This is a genomic window from Agrobacterium sp. a22-2, assembly GCF_012276985.1.
GTDB lineage: Bacteria > Pseudomonadota > Alphaproteobacteria > Rhizobiales > Rhizobiaceae > Allorhizobium.
Map to the genome: position 1 here is coordinate 14970 of NZ_JAAXMM010000026.1, position 21917 is coordinate 36886.

A 21917-nucleotide genomic window follows, 5' to 3' on the forward strand; every position below is an offset into this window, starting at 1 on the left:
ATGTCCGATCGTCAGAAGACCAGGGCGCGCCCCAATCCGCGCCGCGCATTCGCAGAAACTTACGGCGAAATCCTGTCGCAGGGCATCGCGCGGCGCAGCGTGCTGAAAGGCCTGCTGGCGACGGTCGGCAGCCTGGCGGCCGGCGGGCTTGCCATGCCGCGGCCGGTGCTGGCGGCGGCCGATACCACGACGCTGAGTTTTGCAGAGCTGGCGCGGGTGCGCGACAAGGACGATCACTGGCCTGAGGGCTACACACGGCAGATCCTGCTGCGCTGGGGCGACGCGCTGTTTGCCGACAGCCCGGCTTTCGATCCGCTGACGCTGGACGGCAAGGCGGCCGAACGGCAGTTCGGCTACAACAACGATTTCACCCATTTCATGCCGCTGCCTTTGGGATCCGCCAGCTCCGACAACGGACTGATGCTGGTCAGCCATGAATATGCGACGCCGTTCCTGATGTTTCCGGGGCTTAACGACGAGGACTATCGCGACAAGCTCAGCGACAACCAGATCCGCGCCATCATGGCGTCGGTGGGCTTGAGCATTGTCGAGGTTCGCAAGACCGGCGGCCAATGGGCCGTGGTCAAGGACAGCACTTACAACCGCCGCATCCACATGAGCACGGAAATGGCGATTTCGGGGCCGGCGGCCGGCGACAACAGGCTGAAGACCAAGGCCGATCCGACCGGAAAGACCGTGTTCGGCACGATTTCCAACTGCAATGGCGGCATCACTCCCTGGGGCACGCTGCTGTCGGGCGAGGAAGGCTCGATGGACGTGTTTGCCGGCGACTACAAGAGCCTGCCCAACCAGGAACTGGTCGAGCGCCAGGGCTGGGACGAGGAGGATAACGACATCTACGGCGCCGGTCGCGTCGAGCCGCGCTTGCGCTTCGAGGAAGAGCCGAACGAATGGCTGCGCTTCGACTGGGTGGTCGAGATCGACCCGCTCGATCCGACTTCGAAGCCGGTCAAGCGCACGGCGCTCGGCCGCATGACGCATGAAGGCGCGCAATGTTGCGTGGCGCCGGACGGGCGCGTCGTGGTGTTCATGGGCGACGACGACGATTTCGAATATCTCTACCGCTTCGTGACCCGCGATGCCTGGAACCCGAGCGACCGCGCCGCCAACCGCGATCTCCTGGATAACGGCACGCTGTCGGTGGCGAAATTTGGCAGCGACGGCTCGGTGCAATGGCTGCCGCTGATCGCCGGCGAGGGACCGCTCACGGCAGAGGCCGGTTTCAAGACGCAGGCCGACGTGGTGCTGAACACGCGGGCCGCCGCCGACCTGATGGGCGCCACGCCGATGGACGCGCCGGAAGGTTTCATCGTGCATCCCAAGACCGGCAAGCTCTATGTGGCGATGACCGAGAACGAGGACCGCCTGCCGGCCGGCGAGGGCGATGCGGGCGAGCAGGTCAATGCCGCCAATCCGCGCGGCCCCAATCCGCACGGACATCTGCTGGAACTGGTGCCGTCGGGCTCGCCGGACAAGCCGGACTTTGCCGCAGAGCGCTTCGGCTGGGACGTCTTCATCCTGTGCGGCGATCCGGCCAAGCCGGAGGAGGGGGCGATGTATCATCCGGCCACCTCGGCGAACGGCTGGTTTACCGATCCGGACAATCTGTCGGTCGATCCGGCCGGGCGCCTGTGGGTTGCCACCGACGGCCCGCCGCCGGAGGGCATTGCCGACGCGCTGTTCGTCATGGATACGGAAGGACCGGGCCGGGCGCTGCCGCGGTTATTCTATGTGGCGCCGATCGGCTCGGAATGCTGTTCGCCAACCTTTACGCCGGACGGGCAGACGGTGTTCATCTCGATCCAGCATCCCGGCGAGCTGCGTCTGGCCGATGACGAGGATGCGACCTCTATCGAGGATGCGGGAACCCTGTGGCCGGATTTCGTGGCCAGCATGCCGGCACGGCCTTCGCTCATCGTGCTCAGTCGCGACGACAATCGTGCGGTCGGCAGCTGACGGAAAACACTCGCCAAAATGGCATTAGCGACGGCTTTATCAAGCTTTAGACAAGTTTGAGATGCCAGTGATGTCTGTGTGTTGGCGGGTTACCGTTAAGGGCAGTTTCGGTCCGCCAGCGCTATTCGACCGGCGGCAAGCCGCTTGAGGCCCCAATGCGCTGTCAAAAGCTTGTTGGGGCCTTCCTTGATTCTGAGGACCGGCTGGATCGAACCGATGAAAATCCGCTGCGGGCAATGGGCAAGACAAAACCGGCAGATCGAGGATCTGCCGGCTCAAATTCATAGCGCTAGGTGCTGAAAATGCCTTTGCCCTGGATGCCGTGACGTCGTCATGACCGGGCGCCCTGGTTTGTCGCTGCCTAATGTCAGCGTTGTCATTCAGGCCGCAGTTTTATTGGCATCCGTCCGGCAATAAATTCCTTCCAGTGTTTCGAGAACCTTGATGACGGAATCCGAGGTGCTGGAATAGTAAATGGTCTGGGCGTCGCGGCGCGTCTTGACGAGCTTCTGGGCGCGCAGTTTCGACAGATGCTGGGACAGCGCCGACTGGCTGAGACCGACCTGCGAGGCGAGCACGCCGACCGGAACTTCGCCTTCGACGAGGCTGCAGAGGATCATCAATCTCTTAGGGTTTGCCATGGCTGTGAGAAGACCGGCAGCTGAATTCGAATGCTCTGATAAGGCCTTGGTATTCATATCTCATTTTCCTTTAAAGCGAACGCCTTCCTTAACGGAAGGCGAGCGTTGCAATCTTCGAAATACCCTGTTGCGAAAGAGTAGCAAGTTGAACAAAATTGTATATGCCTAAAATTAAGGTACCGGATTTGCTGAATTAGCCAGGTCTAAAAATATGTCACTTATTGTCGCAATGGGGGTCCTGAACTCGTAACGCAGCAGTAAATCACCGCTGGCGAGGTCAATTCCCGCCATATCCACGCCACAAAGCCGCCATTTCCCCGATTTTGCCCCGCAATGGGCATAGGCCAGCCGGCCTGCCAGGTCGGGAAACCGCACCCCTAATTCTAGCAGTAGGCCGGCCTCGTGCCCGGGGTAGTCCGCAAGGCCATCGAGGCGAATCAGGAAGTCGGAGCCGGGCAGAATATAGGCTTTTCCGAAGCCGCCATTGAGGCTGGCGGATTGCGGGTCGAGCCGGAAAAAGCCGAAATCGGCAAAGTCGATATAGAGTTTCGCCTTGGGGTGGCGGGCGATGAAACGGTCGCGCAGCCGCGCGTGGTCCGGGCCGTCGCGGGCGATCCGGCTGCCGAGACATTGCAAGGTCAAACGGGGATGGGCGAGCGGATCGCCCTTGGCCGGTTCGCCGGCCAGCAGCGAGACGCGGGCATCCTTTTCGAGCGCCCTGGTATGGGCCGACAGGGCCGAGACGAGGATGACGGGCGCGCCGTCCCAATCGGTGCCGATCAGGACGCGGCTGACGCTGGGAAAGCCGGTCTGCGGGTCGATGACGGCGAGCGCCACGAAGCGCGCGCCGCGCAACAGGCGGCGGGCAAGCCCGCGCGCCTCGTCGTCGGTCTCGCGAATGACCGAGGGTTTGTCTGCCATGATTGCCGTCCGATCCGTTTGCCGGCGCAATCGCTGGACCCGATCAGGCCGGCAGCTTGCGCCGATGCCTGGTCAGTCCGGAAATCACGTCCTGGGCCGAGATCGTGCCGATGATCGACCCGTTGTCAACCACGCCGATTGTCCCAGGCTGTCGCGCCAGCGCGTCGAGGATGTCGACCAGCGGCGTTTCGGCACGTGCCGTGCCCGCGACCGAACCCTGGCTGCTGGCTGCAACCAGGCCGGGCAGCATGACGTCGCCGGCGGTCAGCATGTTGATCGGATTCATGTTCTGCACGAAATCCGCGACATACTGGTCGACCGGGTTCTTGACGATTTCCTGCGGCGTGCCGCACTGGATGATCCGGCCGCTTTCCATGATGGCGATGCGGTTGCCGATGCGGAAGGCTTCGTCCAGGTCATGGCTGACGAAGAGGATGGTCTTCTTCAGGCGCGACTGGAATTCCAGCAATTCGTCCTGCAGGCGGGTGCGGATCAGCGGATCGAGCGCCGAGAAGGGCTCGTCCATCAACAGGATCGGCGCGCCGGTGGCAAAGGCGCGGGCAAGGCCGACGCGCTGCTGCATGCCGCCCGAGAGCTCGTTGACCTTGCGGTTTGCCCATTGGGTGAGATTGACCAGTTCCAGCTGCTCGGCAACCTGCTTCTTGCGCTCGGCTTCCGGCACGCCGGCAAGCTCAAGGCCGAAGCCGACATTGTCGGCGACCGTGCGCCAGGGCAGCAGCCCGAACTGCTGGAAGACCATGGAGACGGCATGCATGCGCAGGTCGCGAAGCGCCTTTGGGCTGGCGCGGTAGGGATCGACCGCGCCGGCCTTGGTGACGACGCTGACATTGCCGCGTACCACCGGTGCCAGGCCGTTGACGGCACGCAATAGGGTCGACTTGCCGGAACCCGACAGGCCCATCAGCACGAGGATCTCACCTTCCTTGACGCTGAGCGAGGCACCGGCGACGCCGAGCACCAGGCCGGTCTCGGCGCTGATCTGGTCGCGGGTCTTGCCCTGGTCGAGCAGGGTGAGAGCCTTTTGCGGATGATCGCCGAAGATGATGTCGACATTTCCAAAGATGACGGCGTCGCTCATGCGGTGTCTCCCTCGTCTGAACTGCGGAACATGCGGTCGAGGATGATGGCCAGGATGACGATGCACAGGCCCGCCTCGAAGCCCTTGGCGATGTTGACGGTGTTGAGCGCGCGCACGACGGGGACGCCCAGGCCGCTGGCGCCGACCAGGGCGGCGATGACCACCATGGAGAGCGACAGCATGATCGTCTGGGTGAGACCGGCCATGATCTGCGGCATGGCAAAGGGCAGTTCCACCTTGCGCAGCACCTGCGTCGGCGTGGCGCCGAAGGCCTGGGCGGCCTCGACCAGCGACGGCGGGGTGGAGATGATGCCGAGGCGGGTCAGGCGGATGGGCGCGGGGATGGCGAAGATCACGGTGGCGATCAGGCCGGGCACCATGCCGAGGCCGAACAGGATGAGCGCCGGGATCAGGTAGACGAAGGTCGGAATGGTCTGCATCAGGTCCAGCACCGGCCGCATCACGGAATAGACCCAGGGGCGGCGGGCGGCGAGGATGCCGAGCGGAATGCCGATCAGCATGCTGACGGTGGTGGCTGCCAGAACCAGAGCCAGGGTTTCCGTCGTTTCCTTCCAGTAGCCCTGGTTGATGATCAGCAGCAGCCCAAGACAGGTGAAGAGGGCCGTGCCGAGCGAGCGGTGCAGCCACCAGCCGAGGCCGACGGCAAACGCCACGACGACCAGCGGATGCGGCGCCTGCAGCACGAACAGCAGGGCATCGATGATGCGCGACAGAAGGAAGGCGAGATAGTCGAAGAACCATTCGCCATTGGTGGTGAGCCAGTCCACGTAGGACTTCGCCCATGACCCGATCGGAATCCGGTTGTCTGTGAGCCAATTCACGGTGTTCGCACCCATTATCGTTGAGAGCTGAAGATCTGCCATATGCAATGTTCCCGCCGGAAAGCCGGGCGGGGGACTAGGGCATATGGCTGGCGGTCCTGCGGGGCGCTTCAATCGCCACGGTCAAGCCGAGGGGTTCATACCGAGCGATCGGGCGGCGCAGGTATCGAAAAGGGCGGCAGAGCCGCCCTTCCATGATCGCTCAGAGACCGAGTGCGGTCTTGACGGCGGGAAGTCCTTCCTTGCCGTCCTTGGTGGTCACGCCCGCGAGCCAGGGCTCGATCGCCGCGCCATTGGCCTTCAGCCATGCGGTCGCTGCCTTTTCCGGATCCTCGCCGTCGTTGAGGATCTTGCCCATGATCTCGTTTTCCATGGGCAGCGAGAACTTGAGGTTGGTCAGCAGCTTGCCGACATTCGGGCATTCGGCAACGTAGCCGGCGCGGGTGTTGGTGTAGACGGTGGCGCCGCCGAAGTTCGGGCCGAAGGTCGAGTCACCGCCGGTCAGGTAGGTCAGCTCGAAGGTCGAGTTCATCGGGTGGGGAGCCCAGCCAAGGAAGACGACGGGCTTGCCGTCCTTTTCGGCGCGGGCGACCTGCGCCAGCATGCCCTGCTCGGAGGATTCGACGACTTCGAGGCCGCCCATGCCCATTTCGTTCTTTTCGATCAAGGTCATGACCAGACGGTTGCCGTCATTGCCCGGCTCGATGCCGTAGATCTTGCCGTCGAGCGCATCCTTGTGCTTGGCGATATCGGAGAAATCCTTGATGCCGAGTTCGGCGCCCTTGGCATTGGTGGCGAGCGTGTACTTGGCGCCTTCCAGATTGACGCCGATCGAATCGACTGTCTTCTCTTCGATATACGGCGTCACGTCCTTTTCCTGGGCCGGCATCCAGTTGCCGAGGAAGACGTCGATGTCCTTGTTCTTCAAGGATTGATAGGTGACCGGCACGGACAGAACGGTGATGGTCGGCTCGTAGCCGAGGCCCTTGAGGATGACCGCGGTGGTGGCTGTCGTCGCAGTGATGTCGGTCCAGCCGACATCGGAGAAGCGCACGGCGGTGCAGCTTTCCGGTTCCGCCGCGAAGGCCGGGACGGCACCGAGGGCGAAAGCCGAAACCGCGGATGCGAGCGCGAGGCGATGGATAATCGATCTGTTCATTACAGGCTCCCTGTTTTTTTTAAGTTCCCAAGTCAACATTCTATACACAACAATTGCAAGCCTGCCCGGCGCGTTTGCGGCGCTTTAGAGGGGCTCTTTGCGACGTGGCTTACATGGCGCTTGCCAATAGTGTCCGCTTCAAGCCGCACGATGGCGCGGCATAGCGTCCGGTGGCGCATGCGGCCGAAAACATCTAGACTTAGCCTTCCGTGCCCCGCGTCAGCGGCGGTTCGGCATCTTTGAGAGGAGATCTTAATGAAACTGAAATCCGTGATCCTGGCGGCCGCCCTTATCTTGCCCGCGGGCGCAACACTTGCCGACGGCGATGCCGTGGCCGGCGCCAAGGTGTTCAAGCTCTGTTCCGCCTGCCATACGGCCACCGAGGCCAAGAACAAGGTTGGCCCGAGCCTGATGGGCGTCGTCGGCCGGCCGGTGGCAACCGTCGAGGGGTTCAAATACTCCAAGGCCATGACCGAATTCGGCGCTGGCGGCAAAGTCTGGGACGAGGCGCTTCTGACCGAATATCTTCCCAAGCCCAAGGACCTGGTGAAGGGCACGACGATGGCCTTTGCCGGGCTGAAGAAGCCGGAAGACATTGCCAATGTGATCGCCTATCTGAAGGATCCGGCCGCGGCAAACTAAGCCGGCCACCTTTTGCGCTTCCTCTGCGGGCGCGGTGCGGGAGATTCGTCTTGCGTGTCGCGCCCGCCCTGTCGCGACTCCTTGCAAGGCAGGGCGGCGCCTCCATATAAGATCTCACAAATCGGGTTGCGCCCGGCCGATGGCAGTTTTCAACAACGGGATTTGCTATAAGGTCGCGCTTGCGAATTTTCTCCCGGTTTTCCGGGGTGGGCTGACGAACATTCTTAAGGGAGACCATTGCCATGGCCACGCTGCAGTCCTTCGACAGCGAGATCGAGAAGACCCGTACCATCGTCAACGACATGCGCGGCAAGATGGAGCAGTCGGGCACCGTGCTCGACCAGTTCGCCAAAGCCGATACCAAGCTCGGCGACGTCAATTTCGACATCGAGAACGCCCGCATTTCCGATGTCATCAACCAGCAGAAGGTGATGGAGGCGAATATCGCCGACCTGATCATCGGGCTGGAGGATGCCACCAATGTCTTCGGCTCGGAATTCGAGAGCATGAAGAGCTATTCGGGTTATGAAAAATTCATCGGTATCTTTTCCAAGCAGAGCGCGCAGCGCATGCGCACCGAGCGGGTGCGCAACATGTCGCTGGCCGGCAACCTGCAGGAGCTACTCGCCAAATCCGACAGCATTGTCGGCATCCTGAAGGACCAGCGCGCCGTTCTGGACGAGCGCTACAAGACCTCCGAGGCAAGCCTGATCCAGGTGATCGAGCGCCGCAAGGGCACGATCGCCAATCTGGAAGTGACCCAGAAGCGCATCGAGGAACTGAACCCCGCTTTGCTCGACATCGAGAACAAGATCGCCGCCTCCACCGACCAGTCGGCCCGCACGCAGCTGGAAGGCGAGCGTTCCAAGCTTGCCACCGAATACAACCAGGCGCAGGCCAAAGAGCAGGAATTGCTGGCCGAAAGCCAGACGCTGGAGCGCTATACCTCGATGTTCCAGACCTTCGTCGATTCACTCAACAACCAGATCGCCGCGCAGAACACGCTGATCAACAAACTGACCATCGATACCGAGCAGCGCATCGTGCTCTACAAGGCGCTGGAGGACAGCTTGAAGACGGCAGCCCAGCAGGATGTCGCCCACAAGATCAATACGCTCGGCAGCCAGGTGGATACCGCGGCGGAAGAGACCATGGCCGGCATCGGCTCGGCGGCACAGCGCCATATCGGCGACCTGCTGGAACTGCACGAGAAGAACATGCTGTCGACCGCCGACATCCAGCGCCGCAAGAAACTGGCCGACGAGGCCTTTGCGCGGCGGTTCAAGACCGTCATGGACAAGCACAATTCGGCCAATTACGTGAAGTCGTGATGTCTTGCGAGACTGGCAGAGCCGTTGGCATCCCTAAATTGCCCCTCACCCTAACCCTCTCCCCGTTGAACGGGGAGAGGGGACGTGGCAAACGCGGCCTCGGGTCAGGTGCAACGCTGGCGGCATATGCCTTCTCCCCGCTTGCGGGGAGAAGGTGCCGGCAGGCGGATGAGGGGCAGTTGCACTGCGCGGGAGGGCTTCGTTCATGAACGCCGCTGCGACCAACCTTGCCGTCAACCAGTATTTCTCCACCATGGCGGCGGCGCTCGGTGGGTTTGAGATCTATCTATCCAATCCCGAACTGATGCTGCCGGGCAGCGGCACGGCGGGCGGGTTGCTGCTGCCTTATGTGACGCGGCTCAAGAATTCCTTTGCCTGCTGGCAGAACCGCATCGGCTTTACCGAGCAGTTCCGCATTTCGCGCGCCGAGAGCGGCTTTCCGGTGTTCCAGAACGTGCTGGAGCTGGAAAACGACCGGGGCGCGTCCGAGGCGCGGCTGGCGGCCATTCCGGCACCAGAGGCGCTGCGTCAGGACATGGTCGATTTCATCCTGCGGCAGAAGGCCTTTCCCGAAGCGTTGCAGAGCCGCATGGCCGAGCGGCTCTATCTCGAGCAGATCGGCAAAGGGGATATCTTTTCGCCTTTCGTGCTGCCGGAGACCGTGCGGGTCACCGTCAACGAGAAGACACGGCGGCCCTATTACGTGGTGACCTGGGCGGCGTTTGACGGCACCAGCACGCTGCCGATGATCTATGTGGCGGGCGTTGAAGATTCCTCGGCCAATGTCGCGAAGCTGCTGGTCGGCGACGACGGCAAGCTCAGCCCCGATGTCGACATTCCGCTACCGGTCGGCGGCCTGTTGAACCCGGAACTGGCGGCGCGGTTCGACGATTTCGCGGCCAAGAACAGCGGCTATTCGCTGACGCCGGCGACGATCGCCACCAATATGGACAAGGATTTTGCCGAGCTGCATCCCAAGCAGCTCCGGCGCGTCGTGCTGGGGCCGTTCTACTCGGCCGGCATTACCGAGAACAATGCGAGGATCAACGAGATCCTGTCGCGGGTGCGCAAGCCCGACAATGCCTGGCTGTTTACCTGGACGATGCAGGAGGTGTTTTCCAAGGCGGAGCGCCCTGCGGTCAAGGGTTTCTTCTCCTCGACGCCGGCCACCCAGGAATTCCATATCGAGACAAATGACCTGGAAGCGGCCCGCATGGGCGTCTCCACTTACGAGAAACACGCGTTGGTGCCGCATGACGCCTATCAGGCGCTCTATGCCTCGGGCGAGGCGGCGGCGATTTTCGGCAATTACAAGGTCCATGTGATTTCGGGCAACAACGTGGTCAGCGAGGTCTAAGCGATGAACGGGCTCAATGCCGGTCTGACGACCATCCATGAAGACGAGATCGCCAAACACTTGAGCGTTGCGCAGGGGCTGGTGACGCGGCTGATCGTGCTCGACCACGGCGATGCGGCCGGCGGCACGACGATCGCCGGCACCGGGCGGCGTTTCGTCTCGACGGTGTCGACCGGGACGGTAAAGCGGACGCGCGAGGTGGAGCTCATCAAGACCATCCAGGCGGTCCGGGTCGCCGATCCGCTGCTGTCGCCGCTGCAACACAGCGTGCTCTACCGGGCACGGCGCGGCTTGCAGGGGGCGCTCTCGATCGGCGAGGTCTTTGCCCGGCAGACGGATCTGGAGCAATTGCAGGCCCGCAACCTGTCGGCGCCGTTGCAGGGGGGCGAGGCCGAGCGCTTCAAGGGGCTGCTGTCGGCGTCGGCCTATGTGGCGGGTTTTGCGTTTGCCGCCTTTCTGCTGTCGACGCTGTCGGGCGAGAGCGAGCCGGTCAATGACGCCAAGGAGCCGGATTTCCTGTTCGATACGCCGCAGGATGCGCTGAAAAGCCTGGTGGCCGGGCTCGACCTGGCGCTGGCCGGTGCGCCCGACGATGTCAGCCTTGTCGCGCGGGCGCGGGCCTTTGCGCGGGTGGCGATCGACGGACTGCTGGCCCGCAAGGCGCGGTTTGCCGGGTTGGCCGCCTTCGAGGCGACCCATATCCGCATCGACCAGGACGATTTCACGCTCGACGGTTTCGACGTGGCGCCGGGGGAGAAGCGCAAGCCGCTCACCATGAGTTTCAAGAAGCCGGAAGAGATCATCGGCAACCACATCGCCAAGTACCAGGGCATGAAGCTGGCCAAGATGCTGATGGCTTATGATTTCGACCGGCAGATGAACCCGTTCGTCGAACTCGGCGGCTTCCTGTTCACCTTCATCGGCGACGGCATGCCCGGCACCGGCAAGACGATCCTGATCCAGATGATCGCCGGCCTCTTGAACGATTACTGCCAGGTGGCGGGCTATGCCTTCCATTACGAGAATTTCGGCGTCGACCAGATTTCCTCCTACCAGGGCAAATCGGGCCAGAATTGCAAAGCCTTCGTCAACAATGTCATCAATCCGCGCGCCATCGGCTTCGGCACGATCGACGACGTCGACCAGGTGGCGGCCAAACGCTCCGACGACCGGGCGTCGGCCGGCCAGCACGAGGTGACGGCGGTGCTGATGGAGAGCTTTGCCGGCGCCTCGACGGTGATCCGCGGCAATTGCACCTTCGGCATGTTTTCCAACTATCCGGAGAATGTCGACGATGCGCTGCGCCAGCGGGCCGGCGCGCGCTGGCTCGTCGACGGGCCGCAAACGGAAGAAGACTATATCGACATCCTGGCGCTGCTGATCGGCAAGAACCATGCGATCCCGCTCGGCGAACACACGCTTTACGCCAACCAGGAGATCAAGCGGGCCGTGGCCGTCTCCTACGACCAGCATTCGCTGCCGCAGGAAGAGGGGCTCACCGCGGTCTGGGAACGGTTCGAGAAAGCGAAGGGCCGCATCGAGACGCTGGCCGATATCGGCGCCTATCTGCACGAGATCAAGCTGGCCGAGCCGCGCTTCACCGGCCGGGCGATCAAGAACATCACCGATGCGATCAAGATGCGGGCCATGGATGTCGACCTGCCGGACGAATGGTTCGCGACGCCGGAGGTTTTCCTGCACAAGGGCTATGACGAGAAGAAGGCGATGATCTCCGAGCTGCGCGGCCCGATCACCATGGAGATGGTGCTGCAGGAGGTGAATCGCTACGCCGACAGCGAATTCCGCTATTCCGACAAGTCCGACGATGCCGCCGTCACGGAGATCATCCGGCGCGAACGGCAGCGGGAACGGGCGATCGGCGAGATCGAGGCGATGAAGCGGGAGGGGAAATGGTGAGGAATATTCGCTGAGGGCGAATATTTGTTGCAATCACGGGGGCTCAAGACTATTCATGAAGAGGGTCACCTATGCCAAAAAGGCGCTCAAGGCTCTGTCGCGGATCCCCGTCAACGAGGAAAGGCGGATTAGGGCAAAGGTGGTGCAATATGCCGATGATCCTGCTTCCCAGGCCAACAATGTTCGTAAACTGCAGGGAATGGATTATTATCGACTGCGTGTCGGTGACTGGCGGGTCATCTTTAAAGACGATGGCACCGTTATCGATGTGATCAAGGTTGCTCCTCGCGGCGAAGCATATGAAGGGATCGAATGATGGGTGCTGCAACTTCGTTCAAAACGCCCAGCGGTGATGAGATGGTGGTTCTCAGTCGCCGGGATTACGATGCTCTCGTGAAGCAGGCTGAGCTCGCCGAGGATCTTGAAGATATTAGCGCCGTCAAGGAATTCGAACGTCGGCTGGCTGCCGGCGAAGAGGAACTGATCCCCGCCGAATTCGTCTATCGGATGCTGGACGGCGAAAATCCTGTGCGGGTGTGGCGCGACTTTCGTGCGCTCTCGGCCAAGGATCTGGCTGCCAGCGCCGGCATCAGCGCGACCTATCTCTCCGAAATCGAATCGGGGAAAAAAGAGGGCAGCCTTTCGGCGCTGCGGAAGATCGCCAAGGCATTGAAGGTCGATCTGGAAGATATCCTCCCCGTGGACAGGGACGAGCAAACCGCATGAGCATCGGCAGTCCCAACGCATGAACCGTCTCCTGGAAGCCGAACTGATCTACGGCCGGCTGTTGCCGGTCGAGGAGCCGCATCTGATTGCGCGCTACAACAAGGCCTTAGCGGGGTTCGGGCTGCGGCCGACGGCGCTGTCCGCCTTCGATATCGACATGACCGGTTTTTCGCCGCAGATCGCCGAGGAACTGGGCGACCGCGACTATCTCGATCCCAACCGGGTCAACCGCCGCTTCGTGATCATGACGCCGGAGCAGGTCAATCTGCCGGTGGTCCATACCAGCTTTTCCAACACTGCCGGGCTGATGCACGAATTCTTCGAGGCCAATGCGCGCTCGATCAATGCGGTGACCATCAAGGATGCGATCTATGGCGAGATCGAGGATTCGGTCTCGACGGTGGAAAGCCTCGAGGACCTCTTGTCGATCAACGAGGTGCGGTTCCGGGTGCTGTCGGCCGAGGACCTGCTCGGCAAGGCGGCCGAGTTGCGGCAATTGGCCGACCGGCTGCAGAGCGATCCTGAGGCCTGGCGCGACGATGTCCTGCTCAACCGCATGGTGGAATTGGCCAAGCTGACCGGCGATATTCGCCAGAACGTGCTGGTGCCCGACAAGCTGGTGTTCCGCCACGATGCCTTCTGGGCCAATCATTTCGGCGGGGTCTATGTCTTTGTCGACGAGAAGGTGACGACGGTGATCTGCGATCCGGCGGCGCCGGGTTTCAGGCGCTCGCGGCCCTGGCAGGTCAGCTACATCTCGATCAGGGACCACGCGCAGATCTTCGATTTTCTGGCGCGCACCGGGCGGATCGAGCTGCCGCGGGCCGGCTGGGTCGAGGCCTCGGGTCTCCTGCGGCTCAGGGCCGAGATGACGATGCTGAGCTTGGTCAACCAATCCGATCCGAGTGCCGATCTCTCCAAGGCGGACGGGGTATGGCTGCAGACCTGGGCACATCGCAATGGCGAGCTGATCGCCCGCGACGGGGCCTATGGCTTCCTGCAGGAAATGATCCGCACGCTGGCATCGACCGGCAATATCAAGATGAGCGAGGTGCCGGCCGAGCGGCGCTTCCTGCTCATCCGGGCGCGTCCCGACCATGCCGATCAATGGCTGACCAACCGGCTGATTTCGCAGATGGTTCCGGCCGATTTCGTGTCGCGTTTCATCTTCGACAAGCAGGGTTTCTATGCGGCCTATGAGGGCTTCAGCGAAAGTTTCCGGGAATTCGTTGTAACGCGGCTGACAACCACATATCTGAAGGACAAGAAGGCCTTTCGCGGGCGCTTCTACGGTATAGGAGACGACGACCATGCTTGACCCGATCATCGCGTTCTTTCAGCGCGTCTTCAGTGCCATAGGGCGTGGCGTCGGTCTGGTGGTCGCCTGGCTGCTGTGGCCGTTCCTGGCCGCGCATGGCTGGTATGCCGACCGCAGCTGGATCATCAAGGGGCCGATCATCCTGATCCTGCTGATCCTCGTGGCGGCCTATGGCCAGTTCGTCTGGCGCACGCAGGCGTGGCACGGTTTCGACCCGGAGTTCGCGCAAGCCTATAAATTCAACGAGCGCAAGGTGGCCGCCGGCCAGCCGATCGCCGAGAAGCCCGGTACGTGCCAGAATTCGGCCATCGTCACCACCGTGGCCGATCTGACCGATACCGACGTCAACCAGAATGCCTGGATCTCCTCGACCCTGCTCTACAAGCTGGGGCTGTTCGGGGTCGATTGGGACAATACGCCGTTCTTCGACAACAAGGCCTCGTTCCAGCGCGGCGTCAACCAGGTGGCGCGCCGGGTCGCTATCGAGCTGGCCGACAATCTCGGCCGCGTGCGCGGCACGTCCGGCATCAACAACGATCTGCAGGATGCCCGCGGCAATATCCAGTTCGACGAGGGCACCTGGTATTTCGGCACCGATCCGTTCGGCTTCAAGACGCCGACGCCGAGCTACTATCGGTCGGCCGTCGAAAGCTGGCGCAAGTTCAATTCGTCGCTCGAGACCTGCAATGCGATCTTCGATGCGCGGGCCGACAACCTCATCCAGCTGGTCGACCGGACCGCAAGCGATCTCGGCAATACGTCCGATATCCTGCGGCGCCGCTCCGAGGACTTTAACGCCGGCTGGTTCGACACCCGTGCCGATGACCGGTTCTGGTTCGCCTATGGCCAGCTTTATGCCCAGTATGCGATTTTCCAGGCGGCGCGTGCCGATTTCATCGACGTGATCCGCGACCGCAACCTGACGGCCATCTGGGCGGAGACGGAAAAGCAGTTGCAGGCGGCTCTGAAGATCCAGCCGGCAATCATCTCCAACGGGAGCGAAGACGGCTGGATCATGCCGACCCATCTGGCAACCATGGGCTTCTATATCCTGCGGGTGCGCTCCAACATGGTGGAACTGCGCTCCGTTCTCGACCGCTGATCAGACAGCGCGGCAGGCCGCCATTGCACGACTGCGATGGCGGCTGACGCCTACTGCTCGCCGTCGGAGAAGGCGGCGGTGCGCAGGCGTTCGAAGAATTCGTAGGTGATGCCGACGATCTCGCCAGCACTGTTGGGTTTGGCGCGGAACTTGCCGACAGTGCGCACGAACTTGTACTGGTTTTCGGCATTCAGGGCGCGGTAGATATTGTGATAGCTCTGCTTCTCCGCGCAGGTCCGCTCGAAGCTCTCCATCAGCATCGGCATGTCTTCGGGATGAATGCGCGAGCGGAACTCGACCATGTTGAGCGGACCTTTGGTGCTTTCCATGCCGAACATGCGAAAGACATCCGAGGTGGCGAAGAAATGCCCGCTGTCGAGATCTATGCGAAAAAAGCCATAGAGGCGAAAGGCCTGCGCGAGCTCGACGACTTCGCTTTCCGTCATGCCGACCTGGCGGCAATCCTGGAATTCCTTGTGGTCAAGTTGATCGAAACGAATTGGCAATTGCCCCTCCCGATGGGTTTTCCCGGGGCTGAGCCTGCCATAGGAGTATGACCGATTAGTTTATTAGCTTCAGCCGTATGGCCTTAGCTACCAATTGCGTCCGGTTTACGCAATCCAGCTTTTTGATGGCATTGGTCATATAGGCATTCACCGTATGGTCGGACAGCGACAGGATCTGGCCGATCTCGATCGAGGTCTTGCCCTGGGCGGTCCAGCGCAGCACTTCCAGCTCGCGGGCCGACAGCACGTTCGGGCTGGCGAGTTCGGTGCGGCGCATCCGGTCAAAATGGTCGAAGGCATGCAGGGCGATCATGCCGAGTTCGTTGCTTTCGACCTGGCAGAAGGGGGGACGCTTGCCGTCGAAACGCATGAAGAAGCGATTGCTGTCGACGGAATTCATCGGAATGAGGGCGCCCATCAACAGGTTGTAACGGCGCATCAACGCATGCATCTTCGGCGGCCAGTCGAAATCGCTCGGTGTGTTGGGGTCGAGATCCCAGAACTGCGGCAGGATCGTGTCGCGCAGACGGGGCAGCACCGGACAAGCCCGCAGCAGCTGATTGCGGTCGAACTCCCGCACAAACTGCACCGGGATCGTGCTTTCCAGCACCAAGGGCGCCAGAAGGCTGTCGTTCGGCCCCGGTGCGCTAAAAATGGTGACATGGTCCAGATCGAATTCGCGCAGAACCTTGTTCATGACATGCATGAACTGGGCGCGCGTCTCAGCAGACGAAAGTTCGCTGCTGAGCAGCGATTGGCGTTCCGCGATGATCATGAACCGTTATTCTGAAGGTTGGGCGGGAGTGGATATGTTACCGTTAACAAATATACCAAGCCTTATGAATTGCCAGCGTTTTCCCGGTCGGTTTAGCAGTTTTTACGGGTCTGACAATGTGTCACATTTTGTAGTGGTATATCAGAGGTTTACATATTGGCCTTTCAAACCGGCAAGAGCGACGCCGCCTTGATTTCTTCCATGACGGCATAGGTATGGGTTTCCCGAACCCCCGGCAGCGGGAGAATCACCTCCGACAGGAACTGCCGATAGGCCTCCATGCCGGCAACGCGCGCCTTGACCAGGTAGTCGAAGCCGCCGGCCACCATATGGCATTCCATCACGTCGTCGCTGCGCTTGACGGCGGCCGCGAAGGCATCGAAGACGTCGGGAGTTGTGCGGTCCAGCTTGACCTCGACGAAAACAAGCAGGTTGCGGCCGAGCTTTTCCGGCGAAAGGATAGCCATGTAGCCGGTGATGTAGCCTTCGCGGGTCAGGCGCTTGACGCGCTCGGCGGTGGCCGTCGGCGACAGGCTGACCCGCTCGGCGAGTTCGATATTGCTGAGGCGGCCCTCTTTCTGGAGCGCCCGGAGGATCTTCTTGTCGAGTCTGTCGAGCGTCTTCATGGAGGCCTCCGGGTTGGCGTTCAGAGGATGTCGCCGGCGGTTGGCCGTCTGCCGCCGGTCGGGTTGCGGCGCGTCAATTCCTGTCGGTCGATTTGGACTTGGCCATCAGTCTCTCGAGGAAGCCGAGCATGACCGCGGAGACGACGAATGCCAGATGGATGATGGTGTACCACATCAGCTGACTGTCGGTGTACTGGCTGGCATTGAGGAAGATCTGCAGGAGATGAATGGACGAAATGGCGACGATGGAGGAGGCGACCTTGATCTTCAGGCTGCCGGAATCGAGCTTGCCGAGAAAGGAGACCTCGTCGTCGGCCTCATCGAAGCGGCTGACGAAGTTCTCGTAGCCGGAAATCATCACCATGACGATCAGGCTGGCGACCAGGGCGGCGTCGATCAGGCCGAGCATGGCGAGGATCATCTCCGATTCGCCGTAAGTGAAGACATTGCCGGCGACTTTCAGGAATTTATAGCCAAAGGAGACGGCATAGACGGCAAGGGCCGCGACCAGGCCGAGATAGAAGATCACGAGAATCCAACGGCTCGACAGGATGATCCTCTCGACAAGCAGTTCCAGCGACTTCATGGGCAGGCTCTCCGGCGTAGGTTGGCTATCGGCATGGCATTTTCTGATAGGCCTCCAGTTTCACATCCGCAAGGCCGCGGGGCAAGGACAGCACATTGCGCCCAGCAAAAGCCCGTGGCATTTGATAGGTCTGGTCCGGTGATGGGCCGCGGCAGGCAGGAAACAGGGCAGGGGGTCGCATGACGGGTATCGGGTCCGATATCGAAATCGCGCGCAAGGCGAGCAAGAAGCCGATCTTCGACATCGGGGCGAAGCTGGGCATTCCACCCGAACAACTCGTGCCTTACGGCCATGACAAGGCCAAGATCTCGGCAGGCTTCATTGCCGCGCAGAAGGGCCGGCCGGATGGCAAGCTGATCCTGGTGACGGCGATCAACCCGACGCCGGCCGGCGAGGGCAAGACCACGACGACGGTCGGCCTGGGCGACGGGCTGAACCGCATCGGCAAACGCGCCGTGGTGTGCATCCGTGAGGCGTCGCTCGGCCCCTGCTTCGGCGTGAAGGGCGGGGCGGCCGGCGGCGGCTATGCGCAGGTCGTGCCGATGGAGGACATGAACCTGCATTTCACCGGCGATTTCCACGCGATAACCTCGGCCCACAACCTGCTGGCGGCCCTGATCGACAATCATATCTACTGGGGCAACGAGCAGAATATCGACATTCGCCGCGTCACCTGGCGCCGGGTGATGGACATGAATGACCGGGCGCTGCGCAATATCGTCACTTCGCTCGGTGGCGTCGCCAATGGCTTTCCGCGCGAAACCGGCTTCGACATTACCGTTGCCTCGGAGGTGATGGCGATCCTGTGTCTGGCCAGCGACCTCAAGGATCTGGAGACCCGGCTCGGCGGCATCATCGTCGGCTATCGGCGCGACAAGACGCCGGTCTTTGCCCGCGACATCAAGGCGGACGGGGCGATGACGGTGCTGTTGAAGGATGCCATGCAGCCGAACCTGGTGCAGACGCTGGAAAACAATCCGGCCTTCGTGCATGGCGGTCCGTTTGCCAATATCGCCCATGGCTGCAATTCGGTGATCGCCACGACGACGGCGCTGAAGCTTGCCGATTATGTGGTGACCGAGGCGGGGTTCGGGGCCGATCTCGGGGCGGAAAAATTCTTCGACATCAAGTGTCGCAAGGCAGGGCTCACGCCCAATGCGGCGGTGATCGTCGCGACGGTCCGGGCCCTGAAGATGAATGGCGGCATCAAGAAGGAGGATCTTGGCGTCGAGAATATCGGCGCGGTCGAAGCGGGTTGCGCCAATCTCGGGCGGCATATCGAGAACGTGCACAAGTTCGGCGTGCCGGTGGTGGTGGCGATCAACCATTTCGTCTCGGACACCGATGCCGAGATTGCGGCGGTGAAAGCCTATTGCGCGGCGCACGGGGCGGAGGCCATTCTGTGCCGGCACTGGGCGCAGGGTTCGGCCGGCATCGAGGAATTGGCGCGCAAGGTGGTGGAGATTGCCGAGGCCGGCACCGGGCGTTTCGCACCGCTCTATTCGGACGGACTGTCGCTGTTCGGCAAGATCGAAACGGTCGCCAAGGAGATCTACCGGGCCGGCGAGGTGACGACCGACAAGATGGTGCGCGACCAGTTGCGCAGCTGGGAAGAGCAGGGCTACGGCCATCTGCCGGTCTGCATGGCGAAGACGCAATATTCGTTCTCGACCGATCCCAGCCTGCGCGGCGCGCCGGTCGGCCATATCGTGCATGTGCGCGAGGTCAGGCTTTCGGCCGGCGCCGGTTTCGTCGTGGCGATCACCGGCGAGATCATGACCATGCCCGGCCTGCCGAAATTGCCCGCCTCGGAGCGGATTTTCCTCAATGAGCAGGGGTATATCGAAGGGCTGTTCTAAAGCCACCGGAGCGGCGACAATGGCGGCCGAGGGGTGTCGATTGGCGATCACATAAACATGATTGTAATTATCATGTTTTTATTCTTGACATAAAAAATCATGTTTAATAGGTGTCAGAACCAAGGCAGGCGTTCGCCTGACCTTCCATCACTTTAGGGGCGCTTCTCAAGGGCTGCTTCGCAAGGTTTGCGAGGTTGTGGCCGATTCACGCCTCCATGAAAGGATTTCTGATGCTGCGTCGGGGCCTTCGTCCTCTTCTCCTCACCTGCACGGCACTTGCCTGCGCTCCGGCTTTTTCTCCGGTCCTGGCACAAGAGGCGGCCTCCGGCCAGGCGGCCGGTGCTTCCTCTGAGGAGCAGACCGTTCTGCCAACGATTCTCGTCAAGGGAAAACGGGTGCTGAAGGGATCGGTGGCCGATACGCCGCTTGCCACTCAGACGACCGCCGAAGACATTGCCAAGAAGGAGATCGACGATCTGGACGATCTCGGCAACACGACCGAGCCCGGTGTCAGCTTCGTCGATGCCACCAAGAGCGTCAACATTCGCGGGTTGGAGGACGATCGCGTGCTGACGACGATCGACGGCATTCCGATCCCCTACCTGTCGGATGCGGTGCGCGATTCCTTCGGCGGCGCCAACAGCTATGATTTCGCCTCGATCTCGACCATCGACATCCTGCGCGGCGCGGATTCGAGCCGTGCCGGTTCGGGGGCGCTCGGCGGCGCGGTGCTGCTGCGCACGCTGGAGCCGGAAGACCTGATCGGCGAGGGCCGCGATTGGGGCGGGCTGGCGCGCACCGGTTATGACAGTTCCGACAAGTCCTATGGCGGCTCGCTGGCGGTGGCCAAGAGGATCGACAACACCTCGGTGCTGTTCCAGGGCTCCTACAAGAAGGGCCAGGAGACGGAGACGGGCGGCGATATCGGCGGCTATGGCTCGACGCGCACGGAGGCCGATCCGATGGATTACAATCGCCGCAACCTGCTGTTCAAGTTTCGCCACGAGCTGGAAGGCGGCCACACGATCGGCATGACGGCCGAACATTTCGACTATAATTCCTGGACCGACCTGAAGGGCGAGCAGGGCACGACCTATGCCCAGGATCAGTATGACCGGATTGCCGACACAACGCGCAACCGCGTCTCGCTCGATTATCGCTACGAGGCGATTGCCGAGGACAGCCTGATCGACAGCGCCTTCGCCACGCTCTACTGGCAGCGCACGGAGCGCGAGGAGGGTACGGATGCCTATCGCCTCACGGATCCGGTCGGCGACTATAGCCGCATGAGTACCAACGAGGAAAAAGCGATCGGTTTTTCCGGATACGTGAATTCCGATTTCAGCACCGGCGCGCTGCACCATCAGTTGACGGCGGGCGGCGATGCGTCCTTCTTCACCACCTCGCAATATCAGGTGGGCGACGACAGCTGCGACGAAAACTATGTGCCGTCCTGCATGTTCTACCACAACAACCAGGCCGACATGCCCGATACCGACGGCGTCCGGCTGGGCGCCTATGTCGAGGATCGCATCGCCATCGGCGACAGCGCCTTTTCGCTGACCCCCGGCGTTCGGTTCGACTGGTACGACTACAGCCCGAAGGAAACCGCCGGTTACGAGAACAACAGCGGCTATGGCGGTCTGCCGGACGGCCAGAGCGACATGGCGATTTCGCCGAAGCTTCGGGCCGGCTGGCAGGCGACGCCCGATATCGAGCTGTTCGCGCAGTTCTCGACCGGCTTCAAGGCGCCGAATGTCGCGCAGCTCTACAGCAATTACGACAACGCGCCGCTCTATCGCCAGATCGGCAATCCGGATCTTGAGGCCGAGACCAGCTATGGTTTCGAGGCCGGCGCCAATCTCGGCGACGAGGATTTCGGCGGCCGCATCACCGCCTTTACCACGCGCTACAAGAACTTCATCGATACCGAAACGACGGCCGAGGCGGGCTATGCCATCGGTTCGATCGAGTATTTCAACCGCGAGCGGGTGCGGATTTCTGGGATAGAGCTGCGCGGCAACAAGAATTTTGCCAATGGCTTCAACGTGCATGCCTCGATGAGCTATGCGCGCGGCACCGATCTCGACACCGACGAGGTGCTGGCCAGCGTGCCGCCACTCAAGGCCATTGTCGGCGGCGGCTATGCCACCGACATCTGGGGTGCCGACCTCAGCCTCGTGGCGTCTTCGGCCGTCGACGAGGATTCGACCGCGACCATCAAGCCGGCCGGCTACGGCATCGTCAACCTGACGGGCTGGTGGGAACCGGAACAGGCCAAGGGCCTGCGCATCCAGGCAGGGGTCTACAACCTGTTCGACAAGACCTATTACGATGCGCTCGAGGTCAAGGACGCGTCGACCAGCACCCACGACCTGGCCTATTATTCGGAGGCCGGGCGGACGTTCAAGATATCGCTGACGCAGAAGTTCTAAAGCGCGAATTCTGATTGTCTTTTGCACGATGACGGCAGCGGCTACGGCTCCCACCTCCCCCTTGAGGGGGGAGGTCGCGCGGAACGCGCGGGTGGGGG

General features: G+C 61.8%; 20 protein-coding genes. 11 read left to right on the plus strand and 9 right to left on the minus strand.

Annotated features, from left to right (window positions below; genetic code table 11):
- Positions 1-1977, plus strand: coding sequence for a PhoX family phosphatase (locus tag HFC70_RS25485; RefSeq protein ID WP_168476128.1), 1977 nt, complete (start codon positions 1-3; stop codon positions 1975-1977).
- Positions 1978-2357: 380 nt separating this feature from the next.
- On the opposite strand, the gene HFC70_RS25490 is transcribed toward HFC70_RS25485, so the two are convergent.
- From HFC70_RS25490 to HFC70_RS25510, 5 genes are all read right to left on the minus strand, one after another.
- Positions 2358-2675 carry a helix-turn-helix transcriptional regulator gene (locus HFC70_RS25490; RefSeq protein ID WP_168476129.1) on the minus strand — a complete coding sequence of 106 codons (318 nt, stop codon included), beginning with the start codon at positions 2673-2675 and terminating at the stop codon, positions 2358-2360.
- Between the two features lie 114 nt (positions 2676-2789).
- The gene (locus HFC70_RS25495; RefSeq protein WP_168476130.1) at positions 2790-3539 is read right to left on the minus strand and encodes a HugZ family protein; all 750 of its coding nucleotides are present in this window, start codon (positions 3537-3539) and stop codon (positions 2790-2792) included.
- A gap of 43 nt (positions 3540-3582) precedes the next feature.
- Entirely contained in the window at positions 3583-4638 is a 1056-nt protein-coding gene (choV, locus tag HFC70_RS25500; protein ID WP_168476131.1) for a choline ABC transporter ATP-binding protein, read from the minus strand.
- Positions 4635-5480 carry a choline ABC transporter permease subunit gene (gene choW / locus HFC70_RS25505; protein WP_168476132.1) on the minus strand — a complete coding sequence of 282 codons (846 nt, stop codon included), beginning with the start codon at positions 5478-5480 and terminating at the stop codon, positions 4635-4637. Before choW ends, choV begins: the two co-directional genes overlap by 4 nt.
- 202 nt (positions 5481-5682) lie before the next feature.
- Complete coding sequence (locus HFC70_RS25510; protein WP_168476133.1) at positions 5683-6639, minus strand: choline ABC transporter substrate-binding protein; 957 nt, start codon at positions 6637-6639, stop codon at positions 5683-5685.
- Between the two features lie 255 nt (positions 6640-6894).
- Here HFC70_RS25510 and HFC70_RS25515 point away from each other — a divergent pair, with 255 nt between their 5' ends.
- From HFC70_RS25515 to HFC70_RS25550, 8 genes are all read left to right on the plus strand, one after another.
- Positions 6895-7281, plus strand: a complete 387-nt coding sequence (locus HFC70_RS25515) for a cytochrome c family protein (protein WP_168476134.1) — start codon at positions 6895-6897, stop codon at positions 7279-7281.
- 242 nt (positions 7282-7523) lie between these two features.
- Positions 7524-8612, plus strand: a complete 1089-nt coding sequence (locus HFC70_RS25520) for a hypothetical protein (RefSeq protein WP_168476135.1) — start codon at positions 7524-7526, stop codon at positions 8610-8612.
- A 205-nt stretch (positions 8613-8817) separates the two neighbouring features.
- Positions 8818-9969, plus strand: coding sequence for a hypothetical protein (locus HFC70_RS25525; RefSeq protein WP_168476136.1), 1152 nt, complete (start codon positions 8818-8820; stop codon positions 9967-9969).
- A gap of 3 nt (positions 9970-9972) precedes the next feature.
- A complete protein-coding gene (locus HFC70_RS25530; protein ID WP_168476137.1) occupies positions 9973-11886 on the plus strand; it encodes an AAA family ATPase in 1914 nt (637 codons plus the stop codon).
- Positions 11887-11941: 55 nt separating this feature from the next.
- Entirely contained in the window at positions 11942-12202 is a 261-nt protein-coding gene (locus HFC70_RS25535) for a type II toxin-antitoxin system RelE/ParE family toxin (protein ID WP_168476138.1), read from the plus strand.
- Positions 12202-12612 (plus strand): helix-turn-helix domain-containing protein, encoded by a 411-nt coding sequence (locus HFC70_RS25540; RefSeq protein WP_168476139.1) that lies wholly within the window; start codon positions 12202-12204, stop codon positions 12610-12612. The genes HFC70_RS25535 and HFC70_RS25540 overlap by 1 nt, the downstream gene beginning before the upstream one ends.
- 19 nt (positions 12613-12631) lie before the next feature.
- Entirely contained in the window at positions 12632-13930 is a 1299-nt protein-coding gene (locus tag HFC70_RS25545; protein ID WP_168476140.1) for a DUF6638 family protein, read from the plus strand.
- Positions 13923-15032, plus strand: a complete 1110-nt coding sequence (locus HFC70_RS25550) for a DUF2333 family protein (protein WP_168476141.1) — start codon at positions 13923-13925, stop codon at positions 15030-15032. Before HFC70_RS25545 ends, HFC70_RS25550 begins: the two co-directional genes overlap by 8 nt.
- 50 nt (positions 15033-15082) lie before the next feature.
- Here HFC70_RS25550 and HFC70_RS25555 read toward each other — a convergent pair whose 3' ends face one another.
- From HFC70_RS25555 to HFC70_RS25570, 4 genes are all read right to left on the minus strand, one after another.
- Positions 15083-15538 (minus strand): PAS domain-containing protein, encoded by a 456-nt coding sequence (locus HFC70_RS25555; RefSeq protein ID WP_168476142.1) that lies wholly within the window; start codon positions 15536-15538, stop codon positions 15083-15085.
- A gap of 55 nt (positions 15539-15593) precedes the next feature.
- On the minus strand, positions 15594-16313 hold the full coding sequence (locus HFC70_RS25560) for a LuxR family transcriptional regulator (protein WP_168476143.1): 720 nt from the start codon (positions 16311-16313) through the stop codon (positions 15594-15596).
- Positions 16314-16477: 164 nt separating this feature from the next.
- The gene (locus HFC70_RS25565) at positions 16478-16939 is read right to left on the minus strand and encodes an Lrp/AsnC ligand binding domain-containing protein (RefSeq protein WP_168476144.1); all 462 of its coding nucleotides are present in this window, start codon (positions 16937-16939) and stop codon (positions 16478-16480) included.
- A 73-nt stretch (positions 16940-17012) separates the two neighbouring features.
- The gene (locus tag HFC70_RS25570; RefSeq protein ID WP_168476145.1) at positions 17013-17525 is read right to left on the minus strand and encodes a TIGR00645 family protein; all 513 of its coding nucleotides are present in this window, start codon (positions 17523-17525) and stop codon (positions 17013-17015) included.
- A gap of 179 nt (positions 17526-17704) precedes the next feature.
- Between HFC70_RS25570 and HFC70_RS25575 the strand changes: the two genes are divergently transcribed.
- Both HFC70_RS25575 and HFC70_RS25580 read left to right on the plus strand, forming a co-directional pair.
- A complete protein-coding gene (locus HFC70_RS25575) occupies positions 17705-19384 on the plus strand; it encodes a formate--tetrahydrofolate ligase (protein WP_168476146.1) in 1680 nt (559 codons plus the stop codon).
- A gap of 230 nt (positions 19385-19614) precedes the next feature.
- Positions 19615-21819: a TonB-dependent hemoglobin/transferrin/lactoferrin family receptor gene (locus tag HFC70_RS25580; protein WP_168476147.1), complete on the plus strand. Its 2205-nt coding sequence runs from the start codon at positions 19615-19617 to the stop codon at positions 21817-21819.
- The last annotated feature ends 98 nt before the right edge of the window (positions 21820-21917 follow it).

What these genes read in the sequence shown, in the direction of transcription:
- HFC70_RS25485 (WP_168476128.1), top strand. Translation starts at nt 1, where the DNA reads ATGTCCGATCGTCAGAAGACCAGGGCGCGCCCCAATCCGCGCCGCGCA.
- HFC70_RS25490 (WP_168476129.1), bottom strand. Translation starts at nt 2,675, where the DNA reads ATGAATACCAAGGCCTTATCAGAGCATTCGAATTCAGCTGCCGGTCTT.
- HFC70_RS25495 (WP_168476130.1), bottom strand. Translation starts at nt 3,539, where the DNA reads ATGGCAGACAAACCCTCGGTCATTCGCGAGACCGACGACGAGGCGCGC.
- choV (WP_168476131.1), bottom strand. Translation starts at nt 4,638, where the DNA reads ATGAGCGACGCCGTCATCTTTGGAAATGTCGACATCATCTTCGGCGAT.
- HFC70_RS25510 (WP_168476133.1), bottom strand. Translation starts at nt 6,639, where the DNA reads ATGAACAGATCGATTATCCATCGCCTCGCGCTCGCATCCGCGGTTTCG.
- HFC70_RS25515 (WP_168476134.1), top strand. Translation starts at nt 6,895, where the DNA reads ATGAAACTGAAATCCGTGATCCTGGCGGCCGCCCTTATCTTGCCCGCG.
- HFC70_RS25520 (WP_168476135.1), top strand. Translation starts at nt 7,524, where the DNA reads ATGGCCACGCTGCAGTCCTTCGACAGCGAGATCGAGAAGACCCGTACC.
- HFC70_RS25525 (WP_168476136.1), top strand. Translation starts at nt 8,818, where the DNA reads ATGAACGCCGCTGCGACCAACCTTGCCGTCAACCAGTATTTCTCCACC.
- HFC70_RS25530 (WP_168476137.1), top strand. Translation starts at nt 9,973, where the DNA reads ATGAACGGGCTCAATGCCGGTCTGACGACCATCCATGAAGACGAGATC.
- HFC70_RS25535 (WP_168476138.1), top strand. Translation starts at nt 11,942, where the DNA reads ATGAAGAGGGTCACCTATGCCAAAAAGGCGCTCAAGGCTCTGTCGCGG.
- HFC70_RS25540 (WP_168476139.1), top strand. Translation starts at nt 12,202, where the DNA reads ATGGGTGCTGCAACTTCGTTCAAAACGCCCAGCGGTGATGAGATGGTG.
- HFC70_RS25545 (WP_168476140.1), top strand. Translation starts at nt 12,632, where the DNA reads ATGAACCGTCTCCTGGAAGCCGAACTGATCTACGGCCGGCTGTTGCCG.
- HFC70_RS25550 (WP_168476141.1), top strand. Translation starts at nt 13,923, where the DNA reads ATGCTTGACCCGATCATCGCGTTCTTTCAGCGCGTCTTCAGTGCCATA.
- HFC70_RS25560 (WP_168476143.1), bottom strand. Translation starts at nt 16,313, where the DNA reads ATGATCATCGCGGAACGCCAATCGCTGCTCAGCAGCGAACTTTCGTCT.
- HFC70_RS25565 (WP_168476144.1), bottom strand. Translation starts at nt 16,939, where the DNA reads ATGAAGACGCTCGACAGACTCGACAAGAAGATCCTCCGGGCGCTCCAG.
- HFC70_RS25570 (WP_168476145.1), bottom strand. Translation starts at nt 17,525, where the DNA reads ATGAAGTCGCTGGAACTGCTTGTCGAGAGGATCATCCTGTCGAGCCGT.
- HFC70_RS25575 (WP_168476146.1), top strand. Translation starts at nt 17,705, where the DNA reads ATGACGGGTATCGGGTCCGATATCGAAATCGCGCGCAAGGCGAGCAAG.
- HFC70_RS25580 (WP_168476147.1), top strand. Translation starts at nt 19,615, where the DNA reads ATGCTGCGTCGGGGCCTTCGTCCTCTTCTCCTCACCTGCACGGCACTT.